This window comes from Sorangium sp. So ce145 (assembly GCF_051525985.1).
In the GTDB taxonomy this organism is placed as follows: domain Bacteria; phylum Myxococcota_A; class Polyangia; order Polyangiales; family Polyangiaceae; genus Sorangium; species Sorangium cellulosum_B.
This window is the reverse complement of record NZ_CP150315.1, coordinates 11,819,687-11,843,171: the sequence shown is the minus strand read 5'-3', so window position 1 is coordinate 11,843,171 and position 23,485 is coordinate 11,819,687. Positions and strand designations below refer to the sequence as shown.

15 protein-coding genes and 1 pseudogene are annotated in these 23,485 nt (G+C 71.9%); 5 read left to right on the top strand and 11 right to left on the bottom strand.

What is annotated here, in order from left to right; translation table 11 throughout:
* Nucleotides 1–19: 19 nt before the first annotated feature.
* The 10 genes from WMF34_RS43985 to WMF34_RS43940 form a co-directional block, all read right to left on the bottom strand.
* Nucleotides 20–1,729, bottom strand: coding sequence for an IgGFc-binding protein (locus tag WMF34_RS43985; RefSeq protein WP_012241208.1), 1,710 nt, complete (start codon nt 1,727–1,729; stop codon nt 20–22).
* Between the two features lie 552 nt (nt 1,730–2,281).
* Nucleotides 2,282–5,326, bottom strand: a complete 3,045-nt coding sequence (gene uvrA / locus WMF34_RS43980; RefSeq protein WP_012241206.1) for an excinuclease ABC subunit UvrA — start codon at nt 5,324–5,326, stop codon at nt 2,282–2,284.
* Nucleotides 5,327–5,463: 137 nt separating this feature from the next.
* A complete protein-coding gene (locus WMF34_RS43975) occupies nt 5,464–6,282 on the bottom strand; it encodes a Stp1/IreP family PP2C-type Ser/Thr phosphatase (RefSeq protein ID WP_437991560.1) in 819 nt (272 codons plus the stop codon).
* 406 nt (nt 6,283–6,688) lie between these two features.
* The gene (locus WMF34_RS43970) at nt 6,689–7,135 is read right to left on the bottom strand and encodes a hypothetical protein (RefSeq protein WP_012241204.1); all 447 of its coding nucleotides are present in this window, start codon (nt 7,133–7,135) and stop codon (nt 6,689–6,691) included.
* Between the two features lie 13 nt (nt 7,136–7,148).
* Nucleotides 7,149–8,036, bottom strand: coding sequence for a DUF2894 domain-containing protein (locus tag WMF34_RS43965; RefSeq protein WP_044967236.1), 888 nt, complete (start codon nt 8,034–8,036; stop codon nt 7,149–7,151).
* 203 nt (nt 8,037–8,239) lie between these two features.
* A complete protein-coding gene (locus WMF34_RS43960; RefSeq protein WP_012241202.1) occupies nt 8,240–8,872 on the bottom strand; it encodes an OmpA family protein in 633 nt (210 codons plus the stop codon).
* 115 nt (nt 8,873–8,987) lie between these two features.
* Complete coding sequence (locus WMF34_RS43955; RefSeq protein WP_437991559.1) at nt 8,988–12,377, bottom strand: hypothetical protein; 3,390 nt, start codon at nt 12,375–12,377, stop codon at nt 8,988–8,990.
* An 18-nt stretch (nt 12,378–12,395) separates the two neighbouring features.
* The gene (locus WMF34_RS43950; RefSeq protein ID WP_157907335.1) at nt 12,396–13,193 is read right to left on the bottom strand and encodes a hypothetical protein; all 798 of its coding nucleotides are present in this window, start codon (nt 13,191–13,193) and stop codon (nt 12,396–12,398) included.
* Nucleotides 13,194–13,308: 115 nt separating this feature from the next.
* Complete coding sequence (locus tag WMF34_RS43945) at nt 13,309–15,447, bottom strand: prolyl oligopeptidase family serine peptidase (protein WP_437991558.1); 2,139 nt, start codon at nt 15,445–15,447, stop codon at nt 13,309–13,311.
* 556 nt (nt 15,448–16,003) lie between these two features.
* Nucleotides 16,004–16,912 carry an AraC family transcriptional regulator N-terminal domain-containing protein gene (locus WMF34_RS43940; RefSeq protein WP_437991557.1) on the bottom strand — a complete coding sequence of 303 codons (909 nt, stop codon included), beginning with the start codon at nt 16,910–16,912 and terminating at the stop codon, nt 16,004–16,006.
* A gap of 111 nt (nt 16,913–17,023) precedes the next feature.
* Here WMF34_RS43940 and WMF34_RS43935 point away from each other — a divergent pair, with 111 nt between their 5' ends.
* The gene (locus tag WMF34_RS43935; protein ID WP_437991556.1) at nt 17,024–17,917 is read left to right on the top strand and encodes an SDR family oxidoreductase; all 894 of its coding nucleotides are present in this window, start codon (nt 17,024–17,026) and stop codon (nt 17,915–17,917) included.
* Nucleotides 17,918–18,061: 144 nt separating this feature from the next.
* Here the strand turns inward: WMF34_RS43935 and WMF34_RS43930 are convergent, their stop codons facing one another.
* On the bottom strand, nt 18,062–18,880 hold the full coding sequence (locus WMF34_RS43930) for a DUF998 domain-containing protein (RefSeq protein ID WP_012241195.1): 819 nt from the start codon (nt 18,878–18,880) through the stop codon (nt 18,062–18,064).
* 139 nt (nt 18,881–19,019) lie between these two features.
* On the opposite strand from WMF34_RS43930, the gene WMF34_RS43925 reads away from it, so the two are divergent.
* From WMF34_RS43925 to WMF34_RS43910, 4 genes and pseudogenes are all read left to right on the top strand, one after another.
* Nucleotides 19,020–19,967: a LysR family transcriptional regulator gene (locus WMF34_RS43925; RefSeq protein ID WP_044967232.1), complete on the top strand. Its 948-nt coding sequence runs from the start codon at nt 19,020–19,022 to the stop codon at nt 19,965–19,967.
* Nucleotides 19,968–20,108: 141 nt separating this feature from the next.
* Nucleotides 20,109–20,603, top strand: a pseudogene (locus tag WMF34_RS43920) (LysR substrate-binding domain-containing protein); the annotation flags it as partial.
* A gap of 192 nt (nt 20,604–20,795) precedes the next feature.
* The gene (locus tag WMF34_RS43915; protein ID WP_437991555.1) at nt 20,796–23,126 is read left to right on the top strand and encodes a nitric-oxide reductase large subunit; all 2,331 of its coding nucleotides are present in this window, start codon (nt 20,796–20,798) and stop codon (nt 23,124–23,126) included.
* Nucleotides 23,123–23,434, top strand: coding sequence for a hypothetical protein (locus tag WMF34_RS43910; protein ID WP_044967228.1), 312 nt, complete (start codon nt 23,123–23,125; stop codon nt 23,432–23,434). The genes WMF34_RS43915 and WMF34_RS43910 overlap by 4 nt, the downstream gene beginning before the upstream one ends.
* The last annotated feature ends 51 nt before the right edge of the window (nt 23,435–23,485 follow it).

The window sequence follows — 23,485 nt, the reverse complement described above, 5'->3', positions numbered from 1 at the left end:
AAAGACAACCAGCGCGGGGTCAGCGGGGCGGGGGCGGCGGGGGCGCGATGGCGACGAGGTTGAGCCCGCCAGGGTACTGGTAGCTCGTGTAGGCGCCGTAGCCGAGCACCTGGATGCCGACGGGCGCCGAGGCGGTCAGCACGTGCGCGCCGCCGTTGCCGGGGCCGAGCCGGACACGCGCGACACCGAAGCCGGAGCCGTTGCCGATCGGGGTCGGGGCGACGTCGACGGCGGCGTCGTCGAGCGTGATCGTGGCGTCGAGCGGCTGGATGATGTCGACGTAGCTCTCATCGTAGTCGCTCGGCGCGAGGAAGACGTACTTGGAGCGGTATTGCTCGACCGCGGTGGGGTGGCTCTGCGACGGATCGCCCTTCTGGCGAGACTCGGTGTCCGCGTCGACGATCGCGGCGCCCAGCATGAACGTGCTGACCGCGAACTCGTGGTCTCCCACGACCTCGAAATCCCGCCTCACCACGTCGAGGTCGACGACCTGGCCAGCGTCGATGGTGGTCGGCGCGCCGTCCGGCTTGCCGGATGGGTACGTGAGCGCCGTGCCATCGACGTTGCCGTAGAGGCGCACGATGTGGCCGATGACGCGGCCGCCGGGCGACGTCGGGACCGTCACGAAGTACCGCTTGCCCAGCGTCTCGGCGGGGAACACGGACTCCTCGAGGTGGTCGCAGGCCTGGCGGCCGACCGGCGCCTGCACGCACGGTATGCCCGTCAGCACCTGGACAGGGCGGGTCGCGGTGACGAGGCTGCCGCTGAGGTCGCTCCTCGGGTGCCCGAGGACCTCGACGACATCCCCCTCGTCGAGCTGGACGGTGAAGCTGCCGCCGCCGCTCGTCCGGGGGATGCCGCCGCCCGCGACCACCGAGCCTCCCTGGGCGACGTTCACGGTGACGCTCGTGCCGTCCTGGATCCCGCTGATGACGATGTAGCCGCCGAAGTCCGCCGCCGCCCAGCCGCGCTGGCCCGTGATGCGGTAGTTGCCTGTCATCGCGGTGCTCGGCAGGAGCAGCGACGCGTCGTTGGTGAAGGAGAAGCAGCCGAAGGGCTCCCCGTCGTTGACCGCGCACGCCTCGTTGCCAGGGCAGGACGACCAGTCCTTCCCGGACGGGCCGCCCTCTCCCTTGTACTCGAGCGCGTTGAACTGATAGACCGTGACCGGCCTTGTCGAGACGAGGTGGTAAGCGCCTCCGTCGACGCGGACGGAGCTCGTGATCGAGTCGCCCCCGGTGCAATGGGTGGCGTCGGGCCCCTTCAGCTCGCGCACCCAGGGGAGGTAGATCTTGCTCAGGCTGTTGGGCTTGACCTCGGCGCGCGCCACCGCGGCGCCGGCGCGCGTCACCTCGACCTCGGCGATCTCGTCGCCGGCGTTCGCGACGACGACCGCGTAGTCGAAGATCGACCAGACGATGTTCGCGGTGACCGTGGGCCAGAAGTCGCAGCCGATATAGGACTTGCTCGCGGCGGCCTCCGCGCACGTCCTCGGGTCGCCGACCAGCTCGGGCCCGACGTCGCCGCCCCCGGTGCCGGCGCCGATGTCATCGCCGAAGCCGCCGGAGCTCATCGACCCGACGGCGTCGCCGCTCGAGCCGCCGCCGCTGGCGGTGGTCCCCGGCCGAGGGGCGCCCGCCGACGAGCCGCTGGCGGAGCACGCCGCCGCCGAGGCGGCGCCCACCCAGAGTCCTACGCCGAGAAATAGAGCATGCTTCGAGATCTGCATGGGCCCTCCCGTCAACGGATCTCGAGCGCAGAGGCCTGTACGACAGCCCCGCTGGCGCGAGATATCATGGTGCTTTTTTTGCTGAAGTTGCTTGTCGGGTGCTCGCGCACTCCTGGACACGTTGGTGTCCATCGATCCCGGCTACGCGCTTTTGCAGCCCGGTGCAAGCCGATCGAATAAATACGTTATGGGCGCCACCAATGAATATCGCGCTTATCTGAAATGGATGGTCGGCAAGCGACACAAATCACAAACGCGTCTGTCTCAGGCGCGTCGGAATGAGCCGTCGCAGACGTCCTCTGCCCCGCTCTGCCCCGGATGATCCATCGCTGAGCGGCCAGCGCCTGCACAGGAGAAGAGGGCATAGGCGTTGACCGAGCTCGTTCCGTTGCCCCCAGCGCACGAGCCCGCCCCATCGCTCACCAACGTGAACGTGAACGTGAACGTGGACGTGGACGTGGTCGTGGTCGTGGTCGTTCACGGTCCAACGTTGACGACCACGACCACGTTCACGACCACGTTCGAATGTAGGAGAACGCGGCGCGAGCTTGGTTAACGCCCAGGGGGGAGAAGGGGGCTAAGGAACTGTCCTGTGTACGAGCCCTTCACCTTCGCGACATGCTCCGGCGTCCCCTCGGCGATGACCCGGCCGCCGCCGGCGCCGCCCTCGGGCCCGAGATCGATCACCCAGTCCGCGCACTTGATGACGTCGAGGCTGTGCTCGATCACCACCACCGTGTTCCCCGCGTCGACCAGCCGGTGGAGCACGCCGAGCAGCTTGCGGATGTCCTCGAAATGCAGGCCCGTCGTGGGCTCGTCGAGGACGTAGAGCGTTCGCCCCGTCTGGCTCTTGCCGAGCTCTCGGCTCAGCTTCACGCGCTGCGCCTCGCCGCCGCTCATCGTCGGCGCGCTCTGGCCGATCTTCATGTACCCGAGTCCGACCTCGACCAGCGTCTCGAGGACGCGGCGCAGCGCGACGTGGTGCTCGAAGAGACGCAGGCAATCCTCGATGCTGGTGTCGAGGATATCCGCGATGCTCTTGCCCTTGAACCGCACCGCGAGCGTCTGCGCGCTGTACCGCTTGCCGGCGCACACCTCGCACGGGACATAGACGTCGGCGAGGAAGTGCATCTCCACCTTCACCATGCCGTCGCCGCTGCACGCCTCGCAGCGCCCGCCCTTCACGTTGAAGCTGAACCGCCCCGGGCCATAGCCGCGCGCGCGCGACTCCGGCAGCTCGGCGAAGATCTCGCGGATCTGGTCGAACGCCTTCGTGTAGGTCCCCGGGTTCGAGCGCGGCGTGCGGCCGATCGGCTTCTGGTCGATCGCGATGACCTTGTCGAGCGCCTCGAGCCCCTGGATCGCGCGGTGCGCGCCGACCGGCTCGGTGCTGTGGTGAAGCGCCCGGCCCAGCGCCGGCAGGAGGATGCCGTTCACCAGCGAGCTCTTGCCGGCGCCGCTCACCCCGGTCACCGCGAGCAGCACCCCGAGCGGGAAGCGGACGTCGATGCTCCTCAGGTTGTGCTCGGCCGCGCCCAGGATCTCCAGCCACCCGCGCGGCGCGCGCCGCGCCCCGGGCACCTCGATGCGCGCGCGCCCCGCCAGGTACGCCCCGGTCACGCTCTCGGGGTCACGCGCGATCTCCTCGGGCGTCCCCGCGGCCATCACCCGGCCGCCGAGGTGCCCGGCCCCGGGACCGAAATCCACGACGTAGTCGGCGGCCCGGATCGTCTCCTCGTCGTGCTCCACCACGAGCACCGTGTTGCCGAGATCCCTGAGGCGCCGCAGCGTCTCGATGAGGCGCTGGTTGTCCCGCTGGTGCAGGCCGATGCTCGGCTCGTCGAGCACGTACATCACCCCGGAGAGCTCGCTGCCGAGCTGGCTCGCCAGCCGGATGCGCTGCGCCTCGCCGCCGCTCAGCGTCGGCCCCGAGCGGTCGAGCGTCAGGTAGTCGAGCCCCACGTTCAGGAGAAAGCTGAGCCGGCTCGTGATCTCGCGCCGCACCCCCTCCGTGATCTTCTGCCGGTTGCCCGGCAGCTCGAGCCGGGCAAAATGCTCGTAGGCGTCCCTCACCGTCATCGCGGTGACGTCGGCGATCCCCTTGCCAGCGACGCGCACGGCGAGCGACTCGGGGCGCATCCGCCGGGAGCCGCAGGCGTCGCACGGGCGCTCGCTCATGAACTTGCGGTAAGCGTCCCGCGCCGACTCGGACGACGACTGCTGGAACCGGCGCATCAGGCTCGGGATCACGCCCTCGAACTTCATGCCCCAGGTGCCGTGCGTCTCGGTCCCCTCCTTCCCCCACGTCACCGCGATGCGCTTGCCGGAGAGGCCATGGAGCACCATCTCCTGCTTCTTCGCCCCGAGCTTGCGCCAGGGCACGTCGAGGTCGACGGAGCACGCCTTGGCCACGGCGTCGATGATGCGGAACGTCCAGCCCTCCCCGCGCGCCATGGCCGACGCCCAGGGGGCGATGGCGCCCTCCCGGATCGACAGCGCAGGATCCGGGATCACGAGGGCCGGATCGATCTCGAGGCGGGTGCCGAGGCCGTTGCAGGCGCCGCACATGCCGAGCGGGCTGTTGAAGGAGAAGCTCTGCGGCGAGAGCTCGGGGAAGCTCTGGCCGCAGCAGGAGCGCGCGGCGCTGAACAGCAGCGGCGCGTCGGGGCGACGCCGCCGCCCGGACGCCCCCTCGTCGGCCTGGAGCTCGACCCGGAGCTCGCCGCGCCCCTCCTGGAGCGCGACCTCGACCCCCTCCGTGATGCGCTGGCGCTCGTCCGCCCGCACGACCAGCCGGTCCACCACGAGCGCGATGGTGTGCTTGAGCTTCTTGTCGAGCTTCGGCAGCTCGTCGAGCCGGTGCTGCGCCCCGTCGATCTCGACCCGCACGAAGCCGCGGCCCCGGAGCTCCTCGAACAGGTCCTTGAACTCCCCCTTCCGGTGGGTCACGAGCGGCGCGAGCAGCACGAACTTCGTCCCCTCCGGCATCCCGAGGAGCTCGTCGACGATCTGCTCCGAGCTCTGCGCCTTCACCGGCTTGCCGCAGAGGTGGCAATGCTGCTCGCCGGCGCGCGCATAGAGCACGCGCAGGTAATCGTAGACCTCCGTGATCGTGCCGACCGTGGAGCGCGGGTTGCTCGACGCGCTCTTCTGCTCGATGGCAATGGTCGGCGACAGGCCGCGCAGGTGCTCGACCTGCGGGCGCTCGAGCTGACCCAGGAACTGACGCGCGTAAGAGCTCAGCGTCTCGACGTAACGCCGCTGCCCCTCGGCGTAGAGCGTGTCGAACGCCAGGCTCGACTTGCCCGAGCCGCTCACCCCCGTGAACACCACGAGCTTCCGCTTCGGCACCTCCAGCCGATCGATGCGGAGGTTGTGCTCCCGCGATCCGAGCACCTCGATGAAATCCGGCTCGCGCGCGGCGTCGAGGAGCTTGAGCGCCGGCCGGTGGTGCTCCGCAGGATCGAGCTCCGCCGCCGCCGGGCCGGCGCGCCGCGCGCCCGAGGAGCCGCCCTTCCCCGGCTTGCTCAGCGCCGCGCTCCGGGACGGGGATTCGATGGATTGCGGGTGTGAGGATCCGTTCGTTCGCGCGCCCATTGGGATTCCCCACCGCCATTAACACGGTGGCGCGCTCTCTGGCACCTCCAGGCACGCGATGTTCCGTGGAAAAACTGGCGGGCTGAGCGCAATGCTCTCGCCCGCACACCGCCGGAGCGGCAGCGCGGGCGCGCGGATCAGCGCCTGGTCGGGCCGCCGGGCGAAGCGCGCCAGCGCACGACAACGCAGGTGACGTTATCGGGGCCACCGTTCTCGTTGGCGCGCTTGACGAGCCGGGACGCGATACCGGCCAGATCGGTGTGGGTCGCCAGGATACTTGCGATATCTTGCGCCGGCACCACGCCGGACAGGCCGTCTGAGCAGAGCAGGAGGACATCCCCTCCCTCGATGGCGTCGATCCGCGTCTCGACGTCGACCGTTTCGTCGGTGCCGAGGGCGCGGGTGATCACGTGCTGGAGCGGGAACGAGCTGGCCTGCTCGGGGAGGAGGTGGCCGAGCCGGATGCACTCGTTGACCAGCGAGTGATCGCGCGTGAGCTGCTCGAGGCGATGATCGCGGAGGCGGTATACGCGGCTATCGCCCACGTGCGCGACGGCGATGAAGCCGTCGCGCGCCAGCACGGCCGCGATCGTGGTGCCCATGCCGCGCTTCTCCCGGTCGCGCCGCGCGGCGGAGAAGATGCGGCCGTTCGCGAGCTGGATGCCCGCGACGAGCAGGGGGAGCCCCTGATCGACGTAGCGCGCCTCCGAGCCCCGCGTCGTGGGCGGCCCGACGCCGACCGCGACGGGCCAGGTGGAGTCCGGGTCGTCGAAGAAATCACGCACAGTATCGATCGCCATGCGCGAGGCGACCTCCCCGGCGGCGCGCCCTCCCATGCCGTCGGCCAGGAGGAACAGCCCCCGGGGCTCGAGGATCGCGAAGCTGTCCTCGTTCGTGTCTCGGACCATGCCAGGATGGCTGATCCCGGCGGCTTCAAAAATGAGGTGACGCTGCACGGCGCTTCCCTCCAGCGTGCTCGCAGGCACGCTCTGCCGGACTGCCGGACGGCGGGCGCGCGTCTTCCGTCATCGCGTCATCCACACCCTTCCGGCGCCTTCCTCGGACCGATCGCGCGACACGGGGTGCTTCGTCTGCTCATCTTGCCGCCCGCTCCGACTGCTCCTAGCGAGCCTACGCGCCAAGGATCGGTCGCGTCCACCAGATCAGGCCTCGGGGCGCGCCCGCCCGCGGCCGTCCGCGCAGAGCTCGGCACGGTGCGCGATTGCGCCTCACGCCGCGCGCCCGTCGCCGTTCCGTTTCCAACGTCTTGATTTGCCGCGGCTTCGGGGCGGCCTCCCGCCGCGCCAGCGAGCCGACCGGGCCGCCGGGCCGAGCCGGGGATGCCGGCGCGCGGCGGCCTCGTCACGGGACCGCGAACCGCTCGGCGCCGCCGCCGGAGCACGCGCTCAGCGCGAAGCCGAACCGCCCGTCGTCGGCGCCCTCCTGCATGATGCGCTCGAGGTTGCGGCACTCGTGGCGGAAGACGCCCCGGAGCGCGTAGCGATCCTTGCTGTTCACGACGACCACGACGCCCGTGAGCGTGACCTCGAGGCGGTAGGTGACGGGATCGCCTTCGATGGTGTACCGCGTGGTCGTGAACTCGGACGGGTCGTGGTTCCTGTACGCCTGCCAGATGCACTCGCGCGCCGCGCCGTTGTAGCCGTCGCCGCGCTTGACCACCTCGGTGCCGCACTGCTTGAGCGGCGGCGTGAGCGGCCCGCTCTGCACCTTGTCGGGCGAGGACGAGCAGGAGCTGGCGAGCAGGAAGAGCGCGAGGGAAGCGAGCGATCGGCCTGGCGAGCGAAGCATGGGGACTACTTACCTAACGCGATCCGCGAAAAAGGGATTCTTTTTTTCGGGCGGACCGGGCCGGCCGCCGGCGAGGTGCGGCGTCGCTCGTGTTCCGAGGGGCGGCTTTTTTCCGCGCTGGCTTCTCGGGCTGCGGCTCGAGCGCGGCGGCCAGGGCGCCGAGGTCCTGGAGGCTGGCCACGAGCGCGCGCAGGTAGTGCTCCGAGAGCCGCTCGGCGGCGCAGAGCGCCCGGGAGGCGAGCACCTGGGCGTTGTAGGGGCCGGCGTCCTCCGGCACGTTGTCGGCCGCGCGCGCGACGGCGAGCGTGGCGCGCGCGCTCACCAGCGACTCGTGGAACAGCGCGGTGGACAGCGCGCTGCTGAGGGCCTGGGCCTGCCGCTTCACCCGGCGCTCGACGACGTCGCCGTCGCACGGGAGCTCCGCGAGATCGCGCGCGAGCGGCCCGGGGAGGCGCACGTCGCGCGCGGCCACCTCGCCGCGGAGGCGCGCGAGCGAGGGGACGGCGGTCGTCTTCCGCTCGGCGGCGAGCGCGCGCAGGCGGCGGCGCGCTGTCCTCACGACGGCGGGGAAATCACCGAGCGCGAGCGCCGCGGCCAGGGCGCCGTCGTGAGGGAGGCCGGCGTCGGCGAGGGCGCGGAGGTGAGCCTCGGCGTCGGCGCGAGCGCGGTGGAAGGCGGCGTCGAGCGCCGCGAGCCGCGCGGAGGCGCGGGCGGCGAGGCGCGCGCGGGCGCCGCCGTCGAGGGCGCGAGCGCGCTCGAGGAGCGCCTCGACGAGGCGGTAGCCCGCGGGGTCGAAGCGGTGGGCGCCGGCCGCCCGCAGGGCGGCGAGGCGCGCGTCGGCCGGGGGCGACCCGGGTTGGGGGGGCGCGGCCGACCCGGGTTGGGAGGGCGCCGCGGCCAACCCGGGTTGGGAGGGCGCCGCGGCCAACCCGGGTTGGGAGGGCGCGGCCAACCCGGGTCGGGAGGGCGCGGCCAACCCGGGTCGGGAGGGCGCGGCCAACCCGGGTTGGGAGGGCGCGGCCAACCCGGGTTGGGAGGGCGCGGGCGCGGCCAACCCGGGTTGGGAGGGTATTCTTGTCGGAGAAAAATCCGACGTGGATGTCATCAGGGCGCCCCTCGCCGCGGGATCGGCGAGATCTCCACCCGGCGGTTCTTCGCCCGGTTCTCGCTCGTGTCGTTGGGCGCCACCGGGTGCCGCTCCCCGAAGCCGGCCGCGAACAGCGACGTGTCGGGGACCCCCGCCGCGGCGAGCGCCCGCGTCACCGTGAGCGCTCGCTGCGCCGAGAGCTCCCAGTTGTCGGCATAACCGCGGGACGAGCTCGTGAGCGGGCGGTCGTCCGTGAAGCCGCTCACCATGATGAGCTCGTCATGATGCTCGAGGTACGCCTTGAGCGGGTCGGCCAGCGCGCGGAGCAGCGCGATGCCCGCCGGCTGAAGCTCGGCCGAGTTGAGCTCGAACAGGATGCTGCCGCGGATCCCGATGCGCCCCTCCGTCAGGGTGATCCTTCCCTCGGCCAGCGGTCCGGCCAGGGCGCTCTCGAGCGCCTCCAGACGCGCGCGCTCCGTCGCGCGGGTGGCGCGCTCGGCGGCGAGATCGCGGGCCAGATCGACCTGAAACGAGATCGCCCAGACGAAAAAGAGCACGAAGAGGCCGAAGAGACAGGCCATGAGGTCGCCGAAAACCGGCCAGACCGCCGCCTGCTCGGGGACATCGTCTTCGGCCGGCGTCAGGGACATCGCCTCGCTCTCGCGGCTGACGTCAGCAAACGCGGTGAGCTCTCGCCACGATCCGCGGAGCCCACGATCTCAAGGCGCGAGAGACCAGCGCCTGACGCACGCGAGGCGCGGCGCATCAGCTCGTCTTGCTCCTCAGCGCCCGCAGCTCGGAGAAGAGCTCGCGCTGGAACTGCAGCGAGTGATCGAAGACCTCACGGGTCTGGTCGAGGTAAGCGCCGAGGAGGTCCGTCGCCTCGCCGTGCTCCCGGCGCTCGATCGCGTCCTCGATCGCCCCCAGGCTGTTCAGCCAGCGATCGCTCGCGTCGCGGTAACGATCAACCGCAACGGTAAACATTTCCGCCACAGACGTCATCTCGGCACCGCCGGCCCGCACGAGCTCCGAGGCCTCCCGCACCACCGCTGCGGTTGCCTCGAGGCTCTCGCCGAGGCCGCGGGCGTGGGCGCTGAGCCGCTCGGCGAGCCCGTCGGCCACCTCCCGCCGCGCTCCGTCCAGCCGCTCCTCGAACGCCAGCAGCCGCGCCGCCTGCTCCGCCAGCTGCGCACGCGCCGCCTCGCCCAGCGCCGCCACGCGCGCCTCCGCGCGCGCCTCGCGCTCCGCCCCGCTGCGCTCCGCCGCCTCCGCCAGCGCAGCCACGCGCTCCGCCTGCTCCCGCGCGCTCCCGGCCATCCCCGCCGTCGCCTCCGACAGCTTCTCCAGCAGCGCGTCCAGCCGCGCGTCCCGCGCTGCGTCCGCCTCCGCGCGCGCCGACAGCCGCTCCGACGCCTCCCCGATCAGCCGCGACGCCGCCTCCGGCGCAGCCTGCGCCGCCCGCGCCGCCTCCGACAGCGCGCCCGACAGCGCCTCGCCCAGCGCCGTCAGGTGCGCCGCACGCTCCGCGTCCAGCTCCGCCTGCCGCTCCGCCGCTTCCGCAGCGCGCGCCGCGTGCGCTCGCTCCAGCCGCTCGATCGCCTCCCCCACCACCGACGACAGCCGCTCCGCCTGGCCCGCCAGCCTCGACGCCGACGCCGTCTCCAGCTCGTGCCGGCGCGCGGCGGCCTCCTGGTCGAGGCGCGCGAGCCGCTTCGCAGCGCCCTCTTCCATCCGCTCCAGCCGCGACGCCACGCCCCCTTCCATCTGCTCCAGCCGCGACGCCACGCCCCCTTCCAGCTGCGCCAGGCTCTCGCCCAGGCCGCGGGCGTGGGCGCTGAGCCGCTCGGCGAGCCCGTCGGCCGCCTCCCGCCGCGCTCCGTCCAGCCGCTCCTCGAACGCCAGCAGCCGCGCCGCCTGCTCCGCCAGCTGCGCACGCGCCGCCTCGCCCAGCGCCGCCACGCGCGCCTCCGCGCGCGCCTCGCGCTCCGCCCCGCTGCGCTCCGCCGCCTCCGCCAGCGCAGCCACCCGCTCCGCCTGCTCCCGCGCGCTCCCGGCCATCCCCGCCGTCGCCTCCGACAGCTTCTCCAGCAGCGCGTCCAGCCGCGCGTCCCGCGCTGCGTCCGCCTCCGCGCGCGCCGACAGCCGCTCCGACGCCTCCCCGATCAGCCGCGACGCCGCCTCCGGCGCAGCCTGCGCCGCCCGCGCCGCCTCCGACAGCGCGCCCGACAGCGCCTCGCCCAGCGCCGTCAGGTGCGCCGCACGCTCCGCGTCCAGCTCCGCCTGCCGCTCCGCCGCTTCCGCAGCGCGCGCCGCGTGCGCTCGCTCCAGCCGCTCGATCGCCTCCCCCACCACCGACGACAGCCGCTCCGCCTGGCCTTCCAGCCTCGACGCCGACGCCGTCTCCAGCTCGTGCCGGCGCGCGGCGGCCTCCTGGTCGAGGCGCGCGAGCCGCTTCGCTGCGCCTTCTTCCATCCGCTCCAGCCGCGACGCCACGCCCCCTTCCATCTGCTCCAGCCGCGACGCCACGCCCCCTTCCAGCCGCTCCAGCCGCGACGCCACGCCCCCTTCCAGCTGCGCCAGGCTCTCGCCCAGGCCGCGGGCGTGGGCGCTGAGCCGCTCGGCGAGCCCGTCGGCCGCCTCCCGCCGCGCTCCGTCCAGCCGCTCCTCGAACGCCAGCAGCCGCGCCGCCTGCTCCGCCAGCTGCGCACGCGCCGCCTCGCCCAGCGCCGCCACGCGCGCCTCCGCGCGCGCCTCGCGCTCCGCACCGCTGCGCTCCGCCGCCTCCGCCAGCGCAGCCACCCGCTCCGCCTGCTCCCGCGCGCTCCCGGCCATCCCCGCCGTCGCCTCCGACAGCTTCTCCAGCAGCGCGTCCAGCCGCGCGTCCCGCGCTGCGTCCGCCTCCGCGCGCGCCGACAGCCGCTCCGACGCCTCCCCGATCAGCCGCGACGCCGCCTCCGGCGCAGCCTGCGCCGCCCGCGCCGCCTCCGACAGCGCGCCCGACAGCGCCTCGCCCAGCGCCGTCAGGTGCGCCGCACGCTCCGCGTCCAGCTCCGCCTGCCGCTCCGCCGCTTCCGCAGCGCGCGCCGCGTGCGCTCGCTCCAGCCGCTCGATCGCCTCCCCCACCACCGACGACAGCCGCTCCGCCTGGCCCGCCAGCCTCGACGCCGACGCGACGTCCGCCTCCCGCCGCGCGCGCGCCTCCTCGTCGAGGCGCCGCTCGACCGCCTGCAGCGCGCCGCCCGCGACCGCGCCAGCGCGCTCCACCGCCTCCGCCAGGATCGGCCTGACCACGCTCGCCGCGACGTCGGCGGTCTGCCGGAGGCCCGCGGCGATGTCGCCGCGGACCTCGGCCGCGGCGGCCGCGAACGAGGCGGCGGCCTGGCGCGCGCCCTCCACCTGGACCGCGAGCAGCCGCTCCTCGAGGCGCTCGAGCCGGCCCGTCGCCTCGCGGAGCGACGCCGCCGCGGCGGGGAGCGCCTCGCCCTGCCGCGCGAGCGCCTCCAGCGCCGCGAGCTGCCGCCCCGCCACCGTGAGCGCCGCGAGCGGGCCCGACGCGTAGGCCTGGAGCGCCGCCGCGGCTCGCGCCTCGGCCCGGCGCAGGAGCACGCCGGCGAGCCCGAGCATCCCCGACGCCGCGACGCCCGCCGCCGACGTGCCGAACGCGCGCGAGAGGCCCTGCATGGGCGCGGCCAGGCTCTCCCGCAGCGCGTCGACGTCGGCGCTCAGCGTCAGCGCCTCGCGGGCCCCCCGCAGCGTCTCGAACAGGCCGAGGAACGTGCCGAGCAGCCCGATCATCACGAGCAGGCCGACGAGGTACGACGCGAACGTCGCGCTCGCCGGGGGCAGCGCCGCGCCGGCGATCCGCGCCTCGAGCATCGATCGCAGCGGCGCGCCGCTCTGCTCGATCGCCGCCCGCGTCGCCGGTCGCGGCAGCGCGCCGAGCTCGCGCTCGATCCGGGCAGCCCGGCCCGCGCGCGCGAACAGCTCGAGCGTGCCGAGCGCCAGCCCCAGCGCGATGAGCTGCACGAGGCGGTATGCGAGCGGGTCCGCCCCGCGGTAGACGAGCGCCGCCCGCCCCACCAGGGCGAGGCCGACCCCGCCGGTGAGGAGCACCAGGATCCGCGTCGTCCACTGCCGCGCCGTCGCGAGCCGCATCGTGAAGCCCCCCGCGAGCTACGCGGGCGCGCCCGCCGCCGCCGCCCCGTCCACCAGCGAGAGGAGCCGGCCCGCCTCGTGCGCGAGCACCGCCTGGACCACGAGCTCCATGCGCTGGAGCTCCCGCAGGAGCCACTGCTCCTGCCCGAACCAGCCCGCGACGTCCTCGAGCCCGGCCCCCTCCGGCAGCGCGCCCACGGCCGCGCGGAAGGCCCGCGCGAAGGCGCGCGAGAGCCCGGGGACGAGCTCGGCGAGCGCGCGCTCGCGCCGCTTCTGGGTGGCGGCGGAGATCGCGGCGTCGAGCCGCTCGAGCCGCGCCGCCTCCGGGCCGAGCGCCCGCAGCGAAGGCGCGAGCTCCTCGCGCAGCGCGCGCGTCTCGAGCCGGATGCGGCCGAGGAGGCGGCCCATGAGCTCTCCGAACGGCTCCCAGATCTGCCCTGCCGCGGACGCGAGCGGGCGCCCCGCGCGGTCGCGGGCGGGCAGCACCCCGGTCTGCTCCAGCGTCGCGTGCACCGCCGCCGCGTCGGGGAGCTTGTTCCGCCGGTGGAACGGGGCGGCGAACACGTGGTCGAGCGCCTCCGCGAGCTCCCCGAGGCGATCGGCGGCGAGCGCCCGGACCTCGGCGCGAGCGCCCTCGGACGCCGGCGGGGGCGCTGCGTGGCGGTCGAGGAGCGAGAGCTCGCGCGCGAGCGAGACGCTCCCGTGCAGGTCCATGAGCCCGGCCAGCACCGCCGCAGGATCGGCGAGGTCCGCGAGCGGCGCGCGCGGGCCCTCCGCGAGCGCCGAGACGGCGGCCGCGAGGGGGCGCGAGATCAAAGGCCCGCGGCGGGAAGCCCCGGCTACGGGGTGAAGCGTTCGCACAGCGGCGCGTTGTTAGCCGTCGCGGCGCGGAGCCGCAAGCCTGTCCGTCGCCCCGCCCCGCCTCGACGCCTCACCGCTTGATCGCCGGCGCCTGCGCGCTCGTGGCCCACAGCGCGAACGAGATCTGGTCGGCGCCCTTCGCGACCGCCGACTTGATGAGATCCGCGCCGCCGTGCCCGGCGTTCCGCTCGATGCGGAGCAGGACCGGACCGCCCGCGCTCGCGGACTGCAGCGCGGCGGCGAACTTGCGCGCGTGCATGGGGTCGACCCGATCGTCGCTGTCGGCCGAGAGCAGGAGGACCGGCGGATACCGCTTCCCCGACTGGACGTGGTGATAGGGGGAGTAGGCGTAGAGCGCCTTGAACTGCTCCGGATCGTCGGCGGAGCCATACTCGCTGATCCACGTCTTGCCGGAGCCGAACAGGTGGTATCGCACCATGTCGAGCAGGGGGACGCCGCAGAGGACGGCCCCGAACAGGTCGGGCCGCTGCGTGAGCGCGGCGCCGACGAGCAGGCCGCCGTTCGAGCCGCCCAGGATGGCGAGCCGCTCGGGCCGCGTGTACCCCTCGCCGACCAGGTGCTCCGCGGCGGCGATGAAGTCGTCGAAGACGTTCTGCTTCTTGAGCAGCATCCCGTCCCGGTGCCACGCCTCTCCGTACTCGCCGCCGCCGCGCAGGTTCGCCACCGCGTACACGCCGCCCCGCTCGAGCCAGGGGTACATCGAGGAGGTGAACGCGGGGGTCTGCGACATCTGGAACCCGCCGTAGCCGTAGAGCAGCGCGCGGGAGCTCCCGTCCTTCTTCATGTCCTTGCGGCGGACGATGAACATCGAGATCTTCGTGCCGTCCTTGGAGGGGAAGAACGTCTGCTCGACGCTGAAGGGCGACGGATCGATGGGCACCTCGATGCGCGCGTAGAGCTCGGTCCGACCCGTCTTGATCGAGGTCGCGTGGATCTCGTGAGGCGAGGTGTAGGACTCGAACGAGAAATACGCCTCGTCCTCGTCGGGCAGCCCGGAAGGGCCGCCGACGGTGCCGATGCCCGGCAGCGGGACCTCGCGGACCAGCTTGCCGTCGAGCGCGCGCACCTCGACCCGGCTCGAAGCGTCCTTGAGATAGCTCAGCGCGAGGTGCCCACCCACGATGGAGACGCTGTCCAGCGTGGCGTCGGGGCGCTCCGGGACGATCTCCTTCCATGCGGCGCGATCGGGCCTGTCCGGATCGACCTCGAAGACGCGGTAATGCGGCGCGCCCTCGTCGGTGTGGACGTAGAGACGGTCCTTGTAGACCTCGACGTTGTAGTGGGCGTCGCGCCCGACCGCGAGCGGCTTGTCCACGGCGTGGCCGCCCGGCCTGCGGAGATCGCGAAAGTAGACGTCAGCCGAGGTCCACCCGTGAGAGACGGTGAGCACCAGGAAGCGGCCATCCTTGGAGAGGGACGCGTTCAGGAAGGTCCTTGGATCGCCCGTCCTGCCGCGCACCACGCGATCCTGCTTCGGATCCTGGCCGAGCCGGTGGAAGCGCACCTCGGCGTAACCCGGCCGCTCGGCGACCGGGATGGAGGGGTCCGTGGGGAGCCAGACGTAGTAGAAGCCATCGCCGGAGGGCGTCCACGACGCAAAGGCGTACTTGGCCCCTTCGATGACGTCCACCTCGGAGCGCTTGCCGGACGCGACATCCATCACATAGAGGGTCGCTTCATCCGAGTTGTTCTGCTGGATCTTGTAGGCGACGTTCTTGCCGTCCCACGACACCTCCCATCCGCCCAGCGAGACGCTGCCGTCCTCGGACCAGGTATTCGGGTCGAACAGCACGCGCTCCGCGCCGCTCTTTCCCTCCTTCCAGTAGACGACCGACTTCTCCTTCGTCGCGTGCCGCCGGCTCAGGAAGTACCGGCCCTTGCGGTGGCGCGGCGCGGAGACCGCATCGATGTAGAATAGCTGCTTCAGCCTTGACGCGATCGCGTCCCGCTCGGGGAGCCGGGCGAGCTCGGCGCGCGTGAACGCGTCCTGAGCCTTCATCCACTCCTTCACCTCGGGCGCGTCGCCGTCCTCGAGCCAGCGGTACGGGTCGGTGATCTCGACCCCATGCACGGCGTTCGTCACCGGGGCGACGCGGGTGGGCGGGTACGCGGGGCGGCTCGGGTTTTCGGGGGCGGGCGCGGGCGCGGCGCTGGCCGCGGTGGGGAGCAGAGGGGAGCTTGCGGTCATGGTCGGACCCGATGGGTGTGCCTCGCCACCTCCGCAGGCGCCAGCGAGAAACGCCGAGAGGAGCAGGCAGGGAGAGTACTTCATGGTGCGACAAGCATACCGTGCCCCGGCGGACAGGGGCACGCGGGTTCGCGGGGCTCGCGGCGGGGCGCGCGCGTCGTGCGAGGCGGGTCGCCGGGGAGGACGGGGTTGCCGCGCCGGTCAGAGGGCGGGAGGTCACATGATGGGCTGGAATATCCGATAGATACGCTTCGGGCGCGCTTCTCGTCGTGTCCCGACCTGCTGTTCGCGGCGAGGGTGGAGGGGCGGCTGCGGCATGCCTTCGCTTGACCCTCGAGAAGGCCGTAGACGGCGCGTCGATCGTCCTTCGCAGCGTTGTTCATGGCTCGATTCCTTGAGTCGAGCGTTGATGGATGCGGCGGAATGGGCCCGTGAGGCTCAGAGCACGCCGATGCCAGCCGGGCTCCCGCCGAGGCCGAAGCGCCCCTCCGGCGCCCTGTCGCCATCGATCGCCGTGGGGAGCCCGCCGTATTCGCCGATGAGGGAAGCGGCCGGACTACATGTCCTGGACGACCGCGGCCTTCTGCTGCAGCGCGCGTGCATCGCGCAGCGGCGAGTTGCCGAACATCCGCGAATACTCGCGGCTGAACTGCGAGGCGCTCGTGTAGCCGACGCGGAACGCCGAGACCTCGGCGCCCGCGCCCTCTTCGACCATCAGACGGCGCGCCTCCAGCAGGCGCAGGCGCTTCTGGTACTGGAGCGGGCTCATCGCGGTGGCCTCCTTGAACCGCTTGAAGAACGCCGCCCGGCTCATCCCTGCGGCGCGCGCGAGCGCGGCGATGTCGACATCCTCGTCGAGCGACGCCTGCAGGTGATAGACCGCCTCGGCGATGCGGTGCGCCTGGCTGCCCGCGCGCACGAGCTGGCGGATCGCCGGGCCGTCGGGGCCTTTCAGCAGGTGAAAGGTCAGCTCCTTCCTCACGAGCGGCGCGAGCACGACCGCGTCGTCGGGCGTCGCGAGCAGCGCGCCCAGCCGGACCGCGGCGTCGAGCATGCGGTCGCTCGCCTTGCCGATGAAGATCGCGCGCCCCGGGTTCTCGAGGCCTTCCGGCCGCGCGCGGTCGAGCTGCGCCGCGACCTCGCGCAGCAGGGCCGCGTCGAAGTCCATCTTCAGGCCCAGGAGCGGCTGCGCCAGCGACACGCCCATCACCCGGCTCGTCACCGGCAGGTCGATCGCGCTGACGATGTAGTGCGGCTCCCGCTCGCGAAAGACCTGCCGCTCGAGCAGGATCTCCTTCGTGCCCTGCACGACGATGCAGAACGACGCGCGCCAGTGCCGCTTCGCGCGTTGCTGCGAGTGCGAGACTTTGATGCAAGAAATCCCGGGCACCGGCGAGGCGTGCACGCCGTCGCCGGGGCACCAGCGCGAGATGAGGGTCTTCAATTCGTCGCGCCCGGGGCTCACGGTGGCAGCCTAGCCTCGCGTAGACGATCGGGCAAGAACTGGAGACGGCCGTGTATTTCGCGGGTGCCGCGGCGGTGCCATGGTGGATCGCGAACCAAGGAGAGGTTTCCTATGCGCATCTTCCTCACGGGAGCCAGCGGCTTCATCGGATCTGCCATCGTCCCCGAGCTCGCCCGCGCAGGCCACCGCGTGCTCGGTCTCGCGCGCTCGGACGCGTCCGCCGAGAGGCTCGCCGCCGCCGGCGTCGACGTGCACCGCGGCTCGCTCACGGATCTCGATAGCCTGCGCCGCGGCGCCGCCGCGTGCGACGGGGTGATCCACTGCGCGTTCTCCCACGACGACTTCACCGATTACGCCGGTAACTGCGAGAAGGACCGGGGCGCGATCGAGGCGCTCGGCGCCGCGCTCGCCGGCTCCGGGCGCCCGCTCGTCATCGCCTCCGGCATCGCGCGCTTCGCGCCGGGCCGGGTCGCCAGCGAGGACGAGGCGCCCGACGCGTCGGCCGGTGGCCTGCGGGCCGCCTCCGAGCAGCTCGCCCTCTCGTTCGCGAGCCGCGGCGTGCGCGTGTCCTCGCTGCGGCTGCCGCCATCGGTCCACGGCGATGGCGATCACGGGTTCGTCCCGATGCTGATCGAGATCGCGCGCAAGACCGGGCGCTCCGGGTACGTCGGTGGCGGCGAGAACCGGTGGCCCGCTGTGCATCGGCTCGACGCTGCGCGGCTGTTCGTCCTCGCGCTCGAGAAGGCGCCGGCGGGCGCGCGACTCCACGCGATCGGCGAGGAGGGGATCCCGACCCGCGACATCGCCGGTGTGATCGGCCGCAAGCTCGGCGTGCCGGTCGAATCGGTCCCCAGGGAGCACTTCGGCTGGCTCGGCGGGTTCTTCGCGCTCGACACCCCCGCGTCGAGCGCGCTCACGCAGGCGCGGTTCGGCTGGAAGCCCGAGAAGGCGGGGCTGCTCGCCGACATCGAGCACGGCACGTACTTCGCGCGCGCATCGACCTGATGCGTCGTCGCATGCTGCGGCGCTTTCCCGAGCTCTCCGCTCGTCGCCGGCACCGCGGTCGAACGCGACGTCGCTGCCCGCGCGTTCGCTGCGCTCTCGAAGGCGGAGGTCGCGAAGCTGCATGAGCTGCTGCTTCGTATCGGCTCACTCGCTCCAGGCTTGGCGCGCATCTCGATGATGGAGGCTGGAGGCTGGCTGCTGCTCCAGCATCTGTGGTCGGGGCGCCTCGTCCTCGCCGCTCGAGCGAGCGCAGGTCCGACGATTCCAGATCGACGCCCCCGCACAGATGAAGCCGACCAGGATGGGATAGACGGCGCAGCGTTCGACGAGGCCGACGAGGATGTTGGCCCCCGAGCTGGCGACCGCGAGGAAGGCCACCATCGAGGCGAGCCCGAACACGCCGAGGACGACCATGGCCCTCCCGGCTTTCGGAGTGACTCCGATTCGTTGGCGCTGGCGTCCAAGAAGGATCACGAGCACGTTGCCTCCGACGATGGACGCGAAGGCGCCTAGGCCGTGATAGTCGACTGCGCCGTCGAGCGGCTCTCCGGAACCGGGGTTGAACGCCAGCAAGACGCCGCCAAGCGCTACGAGGGCTCCCAGGATGAGCGCTGCCCAGCGGCGCCAGCTTCGCAGGCCCTCGAGCGCGGCGACACCGATGAAGAACATGATCCCGAAGAGGAAGAACCCGGTGTTCATGACCCACGCGAGTGGCGAGTTCATGAACTGCCCAAGACCCTCGAGGGGGCCACGGACTCCCAGGTTGCTGATGTAGTGATGCGTGTAGCTGTAGGGAGGATCCGTCCATGCCGCGGCGGCGATGAACTCGGCGAGGAAGAAGATCACTGCCCCGGCGACGAGCACCGCGCCAGCGGGGCGACGTTGCATCGTCGGGTTCGCCTCGGGGGCGAGCCTCGCGCGCTCCTGTCGTTCGGAGCTGGAAACGGGGTTGTTCTCGGTCATGGTCGGGTCCTCTCGGTTGTCGGGCGCGAGGCTCAGCGAAACAGAAACAGGTCGATGGCCTCCGAACAGCCTGCACCGTCGCGTTCAAGACTACCAAGACATTGATCGCAACGGTTTCAGACCCTATAGGTCTGAAATCATGGAGCTACGCCACCTGCGGTACTTCATCGCCGTCGCGGAAGCGGAGCACTTCGGAAGGGCGGCCGAGCAGCTTCACGTCTCGCAGTCGCCCTTGAGCCGGCAAATCGCTCAGCTCGAAGAGGAGATCGGCGTCGAGCTCTTCGTGCCCTCGGGACGCGGGGTGAAGCTGTCCGCCGCCGGCCGGAGCTTCCTCGAAGGCGCGCGCGCGACCCTGGCTCGCGCCGCGCTCGCGGTCGAGGACGCCCGCGCGACGGCGCAAGGCCGTATCGGGACGGTCGTGGTCGGATTCGACGGCGCCCTGGCCGACACCCTCCTGCTGCCGGAGATCGTGCAGACGTTCCGCGCGCGTCATCCGCGCGTCGAGGTACGCCTTCGCCCGCTGCCGAGCGAGGAGCAGGTCGCCGCGCTGCGCGATGGCAAGATCTCCGTCGGGTACGGCTATCATTCGCCGGAGGATAACCCGCTCTTCCGCTTCCGCGTGCTGTATCGCGAGCGCGTCGGCGTTGTGATGGCGAAGAGCCATCGCCTCGCTTCACGGCGCACGCTGAGGGTCGCGGACCTGAAGCAGGAGCGCTTTCTCTGGCCTCCGCGCAAGGAGGGCCCGCGCCTCCAGGACGACATCATCGCCGCCTTCCGAGCGCATGATCAACCGCTCGAGCTCGCCCACGAGGAGGCCAGCAGCGACGTGATCCTCATGCTCGTGGCGAGCGGCGAAGGTCTCAGCTTGTTCCCCGAGAGCGCCGCGTCGACGCTCCTTGCCGGAGCGGTGTTCAAGCGGGTTCGGGACCTCGACGTCGTCATCCTTGGCCGCTCGGTGTGGCGCGCCACGGACGACGAGGACCCGCTCGTGCGGTCGCTCCTCGAGATCACGAACTCGGTGCATGGATCGCGAGAGCGGACTCGATCCGTCATGGCTGTCGACGGTAGGCCACGACGGGGTGTATGATAAGAGGCTCGAATCAGCACGGCCCGTACGGAAAGGCGAACAATGGCAGTGGATCTCGACGACGTCCGAGTCTTCGCCGCGGTGGCGCGCGCCGGCGGCTTCCGCGAGGCGAGCCGCACGAGCCGCACGAGCGCGTCGAGCGCCGCGGGCTGCGACGCGGGCATTCGTTACGAAGAGACGCTGGAGAAAGACATGATCGCGGTCCCGATCGGCCAGCGCGAGCAGCGCCTGGCGCTCGCGGCGTCGGGCGCCTACCTCGAGCGGCACGGGCGCCCGACCCACCCGCGCAAGCTCCTCGATCACGCATGTCTGCGCGGCCGCTTCCCGAACGGCGCGCTGTGCCCGTGGGAATTCGAGCGCGACGGCGAGGTCGTGAAGGTCGACCCGACCGGCCCGCTCGTCGGCAGCCTCGGGAGCGCGACGGACCTGCTCGTGGACGCAGCGATCGCGGGCACCGGTCTCGTCTACTGGTTCGAGGACTGGCTGCACCCGCACCTCGAGAGCGGCGCCCTGAAGCCGGTCCTGGAGCGCTGGTGGTCGCGTCTCTCCGGCCCCTTTCTCTATTATCCGAGCCGCCGCCACATGCCCGCGGCGCTTCGCGCGTTCGTGGACTTCCTCCGCGCGGACAGCAAATAGTCAGGGTGGGCGATCACCTTGGCCGCGGCGTCAGCGGGCGAGCTCGCCCGGAGCGGCCAGGAGGAATCCGCGGAAGGCCCCCGCTTCCTCGTCCAGATCATCGTACCCGGCACGAACGCCGCGCAACGCAGCCTCCTCGGTCGTCATCTCGGAGAACGGGTGAGCCCTCCTCGGCTTGCTCCCGGGATTCCCATGGCGCGCTCCTCCGGACGGCGAAACCTCCTCATCTCGCGCGGCTGGGTCCAGGCGACGGCCCTCGTTTTCCTGCTCGGGTTCTTCGTGCTCGGCCTGCTCGCCTACCGCACCTACGCGGCACAGCCGCCCATCCCCGCCCAGGTGGTCGACCCCGCGGGGCGCGTTCTGTTCACGGGCGACGACGTGCTCACGGGTCAGGAGCTGTTCCTGCGCAACGGGCTCATGGAATACGGATCCGTCTTCGGCCACGGCGCCTACCTCGGCCCGGATTTCACCGCCGATTACCTCCGCCGGGCCGCCTCCCACGCCGCCTCTCGCCACGGCGGCATGGACTCGGCGGAGGCGCTCGCGCGCACCGTCGGCGATTTTCGTCAAAACCGCTATGATCCCGCGACAGGGACGCTGGTCTTCACCGATGCCCAGGCAGAGGCCTTCGAGCTGCTGAAGGATCACTATCGCCGTTTCTTCGCCCAGCCCAGCGGCAAACACGGCCTGCGCTCCGGCCTCTTCTCGGACGCGCGCGAGCTCTCGCAGCTCACCTCGTTCTTCGCCTGGACGGCCTGGACCGCCGCGGCGGAGCGGCCCGGAGAGGCCTACTCGTACACCAACAACTGGCCTCCAGAGCCGCTCGTCCGGAACCAGCCCACGGGCGAGCTGGTGGTCTGGAGCGTGCTCTCGCTCATCGCGCTCCTCGGCGGGACAGGCCTGCTCTTCGCGGCCTTCGGGCGATGGCGCTTCCTCGGTTGGCACGGGCGGGAAGGGCACCGGCTCAGCTTCCGCCAGCCGGGCGAGGTCGCCTTGACCCCAGCCCAGCGCGCGACGGCGTGGTTCTTCCTGGTCATGGCGTTGCTGTTCACCCTCCAGTCCATCCTCGGAGGCGCCACGCAGCATTATCGCGCCGAGCTGTCCAGCTTCTTCGGCATCAACCTGGCCGGGGCCTTCCCCTTCAACCTGGTGCGCACGTGGCACCTGCAGCTCGCCATCTTCTGGGTCGCGGTCTCCTATCTCGGCGCGGGCATCTTCATCGCGCCCATGATCAGCGGGCGCGAGCCGAGAGGCCAGAGCTGGCTCGCCTATGGTCTGCTCGGGGCGCTCGTCATCGTCGTCGCGGGCAGCCTCCTCGGCGAGCTCCTCGCCATCCACGGCGCGTCGGACAGCATCTGGTTCGCGCTCCAAGGGTTCGAGTACCTCGATCTGGGCCGCTTCTGGCAGGTGCTCCTGACGCTCGGCCTGTTCGCCTGGGTGGCGCTGCTCTTCCGCGCGCTCCGGGGCCGGCTCGCCGTCGAGCACCGGGGCAACATGCCCTGGCTCTTCTTCTTCGCCGCGCTGGCCATCCCGGCCTTCTACGCCGTAGGCCTCCTCGCGCACCCGCGCGCGAACTTCACGAGCACCGACTTCTGGCGCTTCTGGGTGGTGCACCTCTGGGTGGAGGACTTCCTCGAGCTGTTCACCACGATCATGGTGGCCTATCTCTTCGTCCTGCTCGGGGTGGTGGCCGAGGCGATCGCGCTGCGGCTCGTCTACCTGGAGGTCATCCTCTATTCGGCGGGCGGGGTGATCGGCACCATGCACCATCTGTACTTCTCCGGCACGCCCGTGGAGCACATGGCGCTCGGCGCCTTCTTCTCGGCCGCGGAGGTGATCCCGTTGACCTTCCTCACGGTGGAGGCGTGGAGTTTCCTCCGCCTGGGCATCGCGCAAGGAGGACAGTCGACGAAGCCCTTCCCGCATCGCTGGGCGATCATGTTCCTGGTGGCCGTGGGGTTCTGGAACTTCCTGGGGGCCGGGATCTTCGGGTTCCTGATCAACTTGCCGATCGTGTCCTATTACGAGATCGGCACCGCGCTGACCGCCAACCACGGGCACGCCTCCATGATGGGCGTCTATGGAATGCTGGCCGCCGGGCTCGCGCTCTTCGCGCTGCGCTACCTGATGCCCGCCGCGCGGTGGTCCGACAGGGCGGCCAAGATCAGCTTCTGGTCGCTGAACGTCGGGCTCGCGTGGATGGTCTTTGCCACGCTGTTCCCGCTCGGGCTCATGCAGCTCCACCACGCGGTGAGCTACGGGTATTTCGAGGCTCGAGAGCTCCAGTACCTGACGAACCCCACGAACCGCCTCATGGAGTGGATGCGCCTGCCGGGCGATGCGCTCTTCATCCTCGGCGGCACCCTGCCGCTCCTCCTCCTCGCCTACCGCGGCGTCCGCCATCGCGTCCCGCAGCTCGCGGGACCGGAAGCCCAGGACAACCTCTTCACCGAGATCGAGGCGCCGCCGGACAGCGCCGGGAGGGCAGCGCCCTCGGGCGCGGGGCAGGGCGAGCTCTCGTGAGCGTCGCGCCGGAGGCGCTGCTCGGCGCCGGATATGCGGTGCTTCTCCTGGGGATCGCCGCCGGGATCCGGGCGTTCGGAGGAGCCAGGGCCGAGCCCGCGCCCGGGTGGCCGCACGACGACGCGCGCCGCTTTTACCTCGGCCTTTCGCTCGTGGTCCTGCTCGCGGGCGATTGCATCGTCGGGACGGTCGCGCTACGGAACCACGGCCTCGCTGATCTCGGGATCCTTGGCCTCGCCGCGGCGCTCGTGACGAGGGCGCTCGCCAGGGGCCTGGTCGCGTTCTCCCGAGGCGGTCGTCGCGCCTAGATCGGCTGTTGCAGGCGCGGTGAAGGGCGTTCTCCGAGAAGGGACCTGCTT

Bases quoted from the DNA above. Each gene is read 5' to 3' on its own strand.
- WMF34_RS43985 (WP_012241208.1), bottom strand. From the start codon at position 1,729: ATGCAGATCTCGAAGCATGCTCTATTTCTCGGCGTAGGACTCTGGGTG.
- uvrA (WP_012241206.1), bottom strand. From the start codon at position 5,326: ATGGGCGCGCGAACGAACGGATCCTCACACCCGCAATCCATCGAATCC.
- WMF34_RS43970 (WP_012241204.1), bottom strand. From the start codon at position 7,135: ATGCTTCGCTCGCCAGGCCGATCGCTCGCTTCCCTCGCGCTCTTCCTG.
- WMF34_RS43960 (WP_012241202.1), bottom strand. From the start codon at position 8,872: ATGTCCCTGACGCCGGCCGAAGACGATGTCCCCGAGCAGGCGGCGGTC.
- WMF34_RS43955 (WP_437991559.1), bottom strand. From the start codon at position 12,377: ATGCGGCTCGCGACGGCGCGGCAGTGGACGACGCGGATCCTGGTGCTC.
- WMF34_RS43945 (WP_437991558.1), bottom strand. From the start codon at position 15,447: ATGACCGCAAGCTCCCCTCTGCTCCCCACCGCGGCCAGCGCCGCGCCC.
- WMF34_RS43935 (WP_437991556.1), top strand. From the start codon at position 17,024: ATGCGCATCTTCCTCACGGGAGCCAGCGGCTTCATCGGATCTGCCATC.
- WMF34_RS43930 (WP_012241195.1), bottom strand. From the start codon at position 18,880: ATGACCGAGAACAACCCCGTTTCCAGCTCCGAACGACAGGAGCGCGCG.
- WMF34_RS43925 (WP_044967232.1), top strand. From the start codon at position 19,020: ATGGAGCTACGCCACCTGCGGTACTTCATCGCCGTCGCGGAAGCGGAG.
- WMF34_RS43915 (WP_437991555.1), top strand. From the start codon at position 20,796: ATGGCGCGCTCCTCCGGACGGCGAAACCTCCTCATCTCGCGCGGCTGG.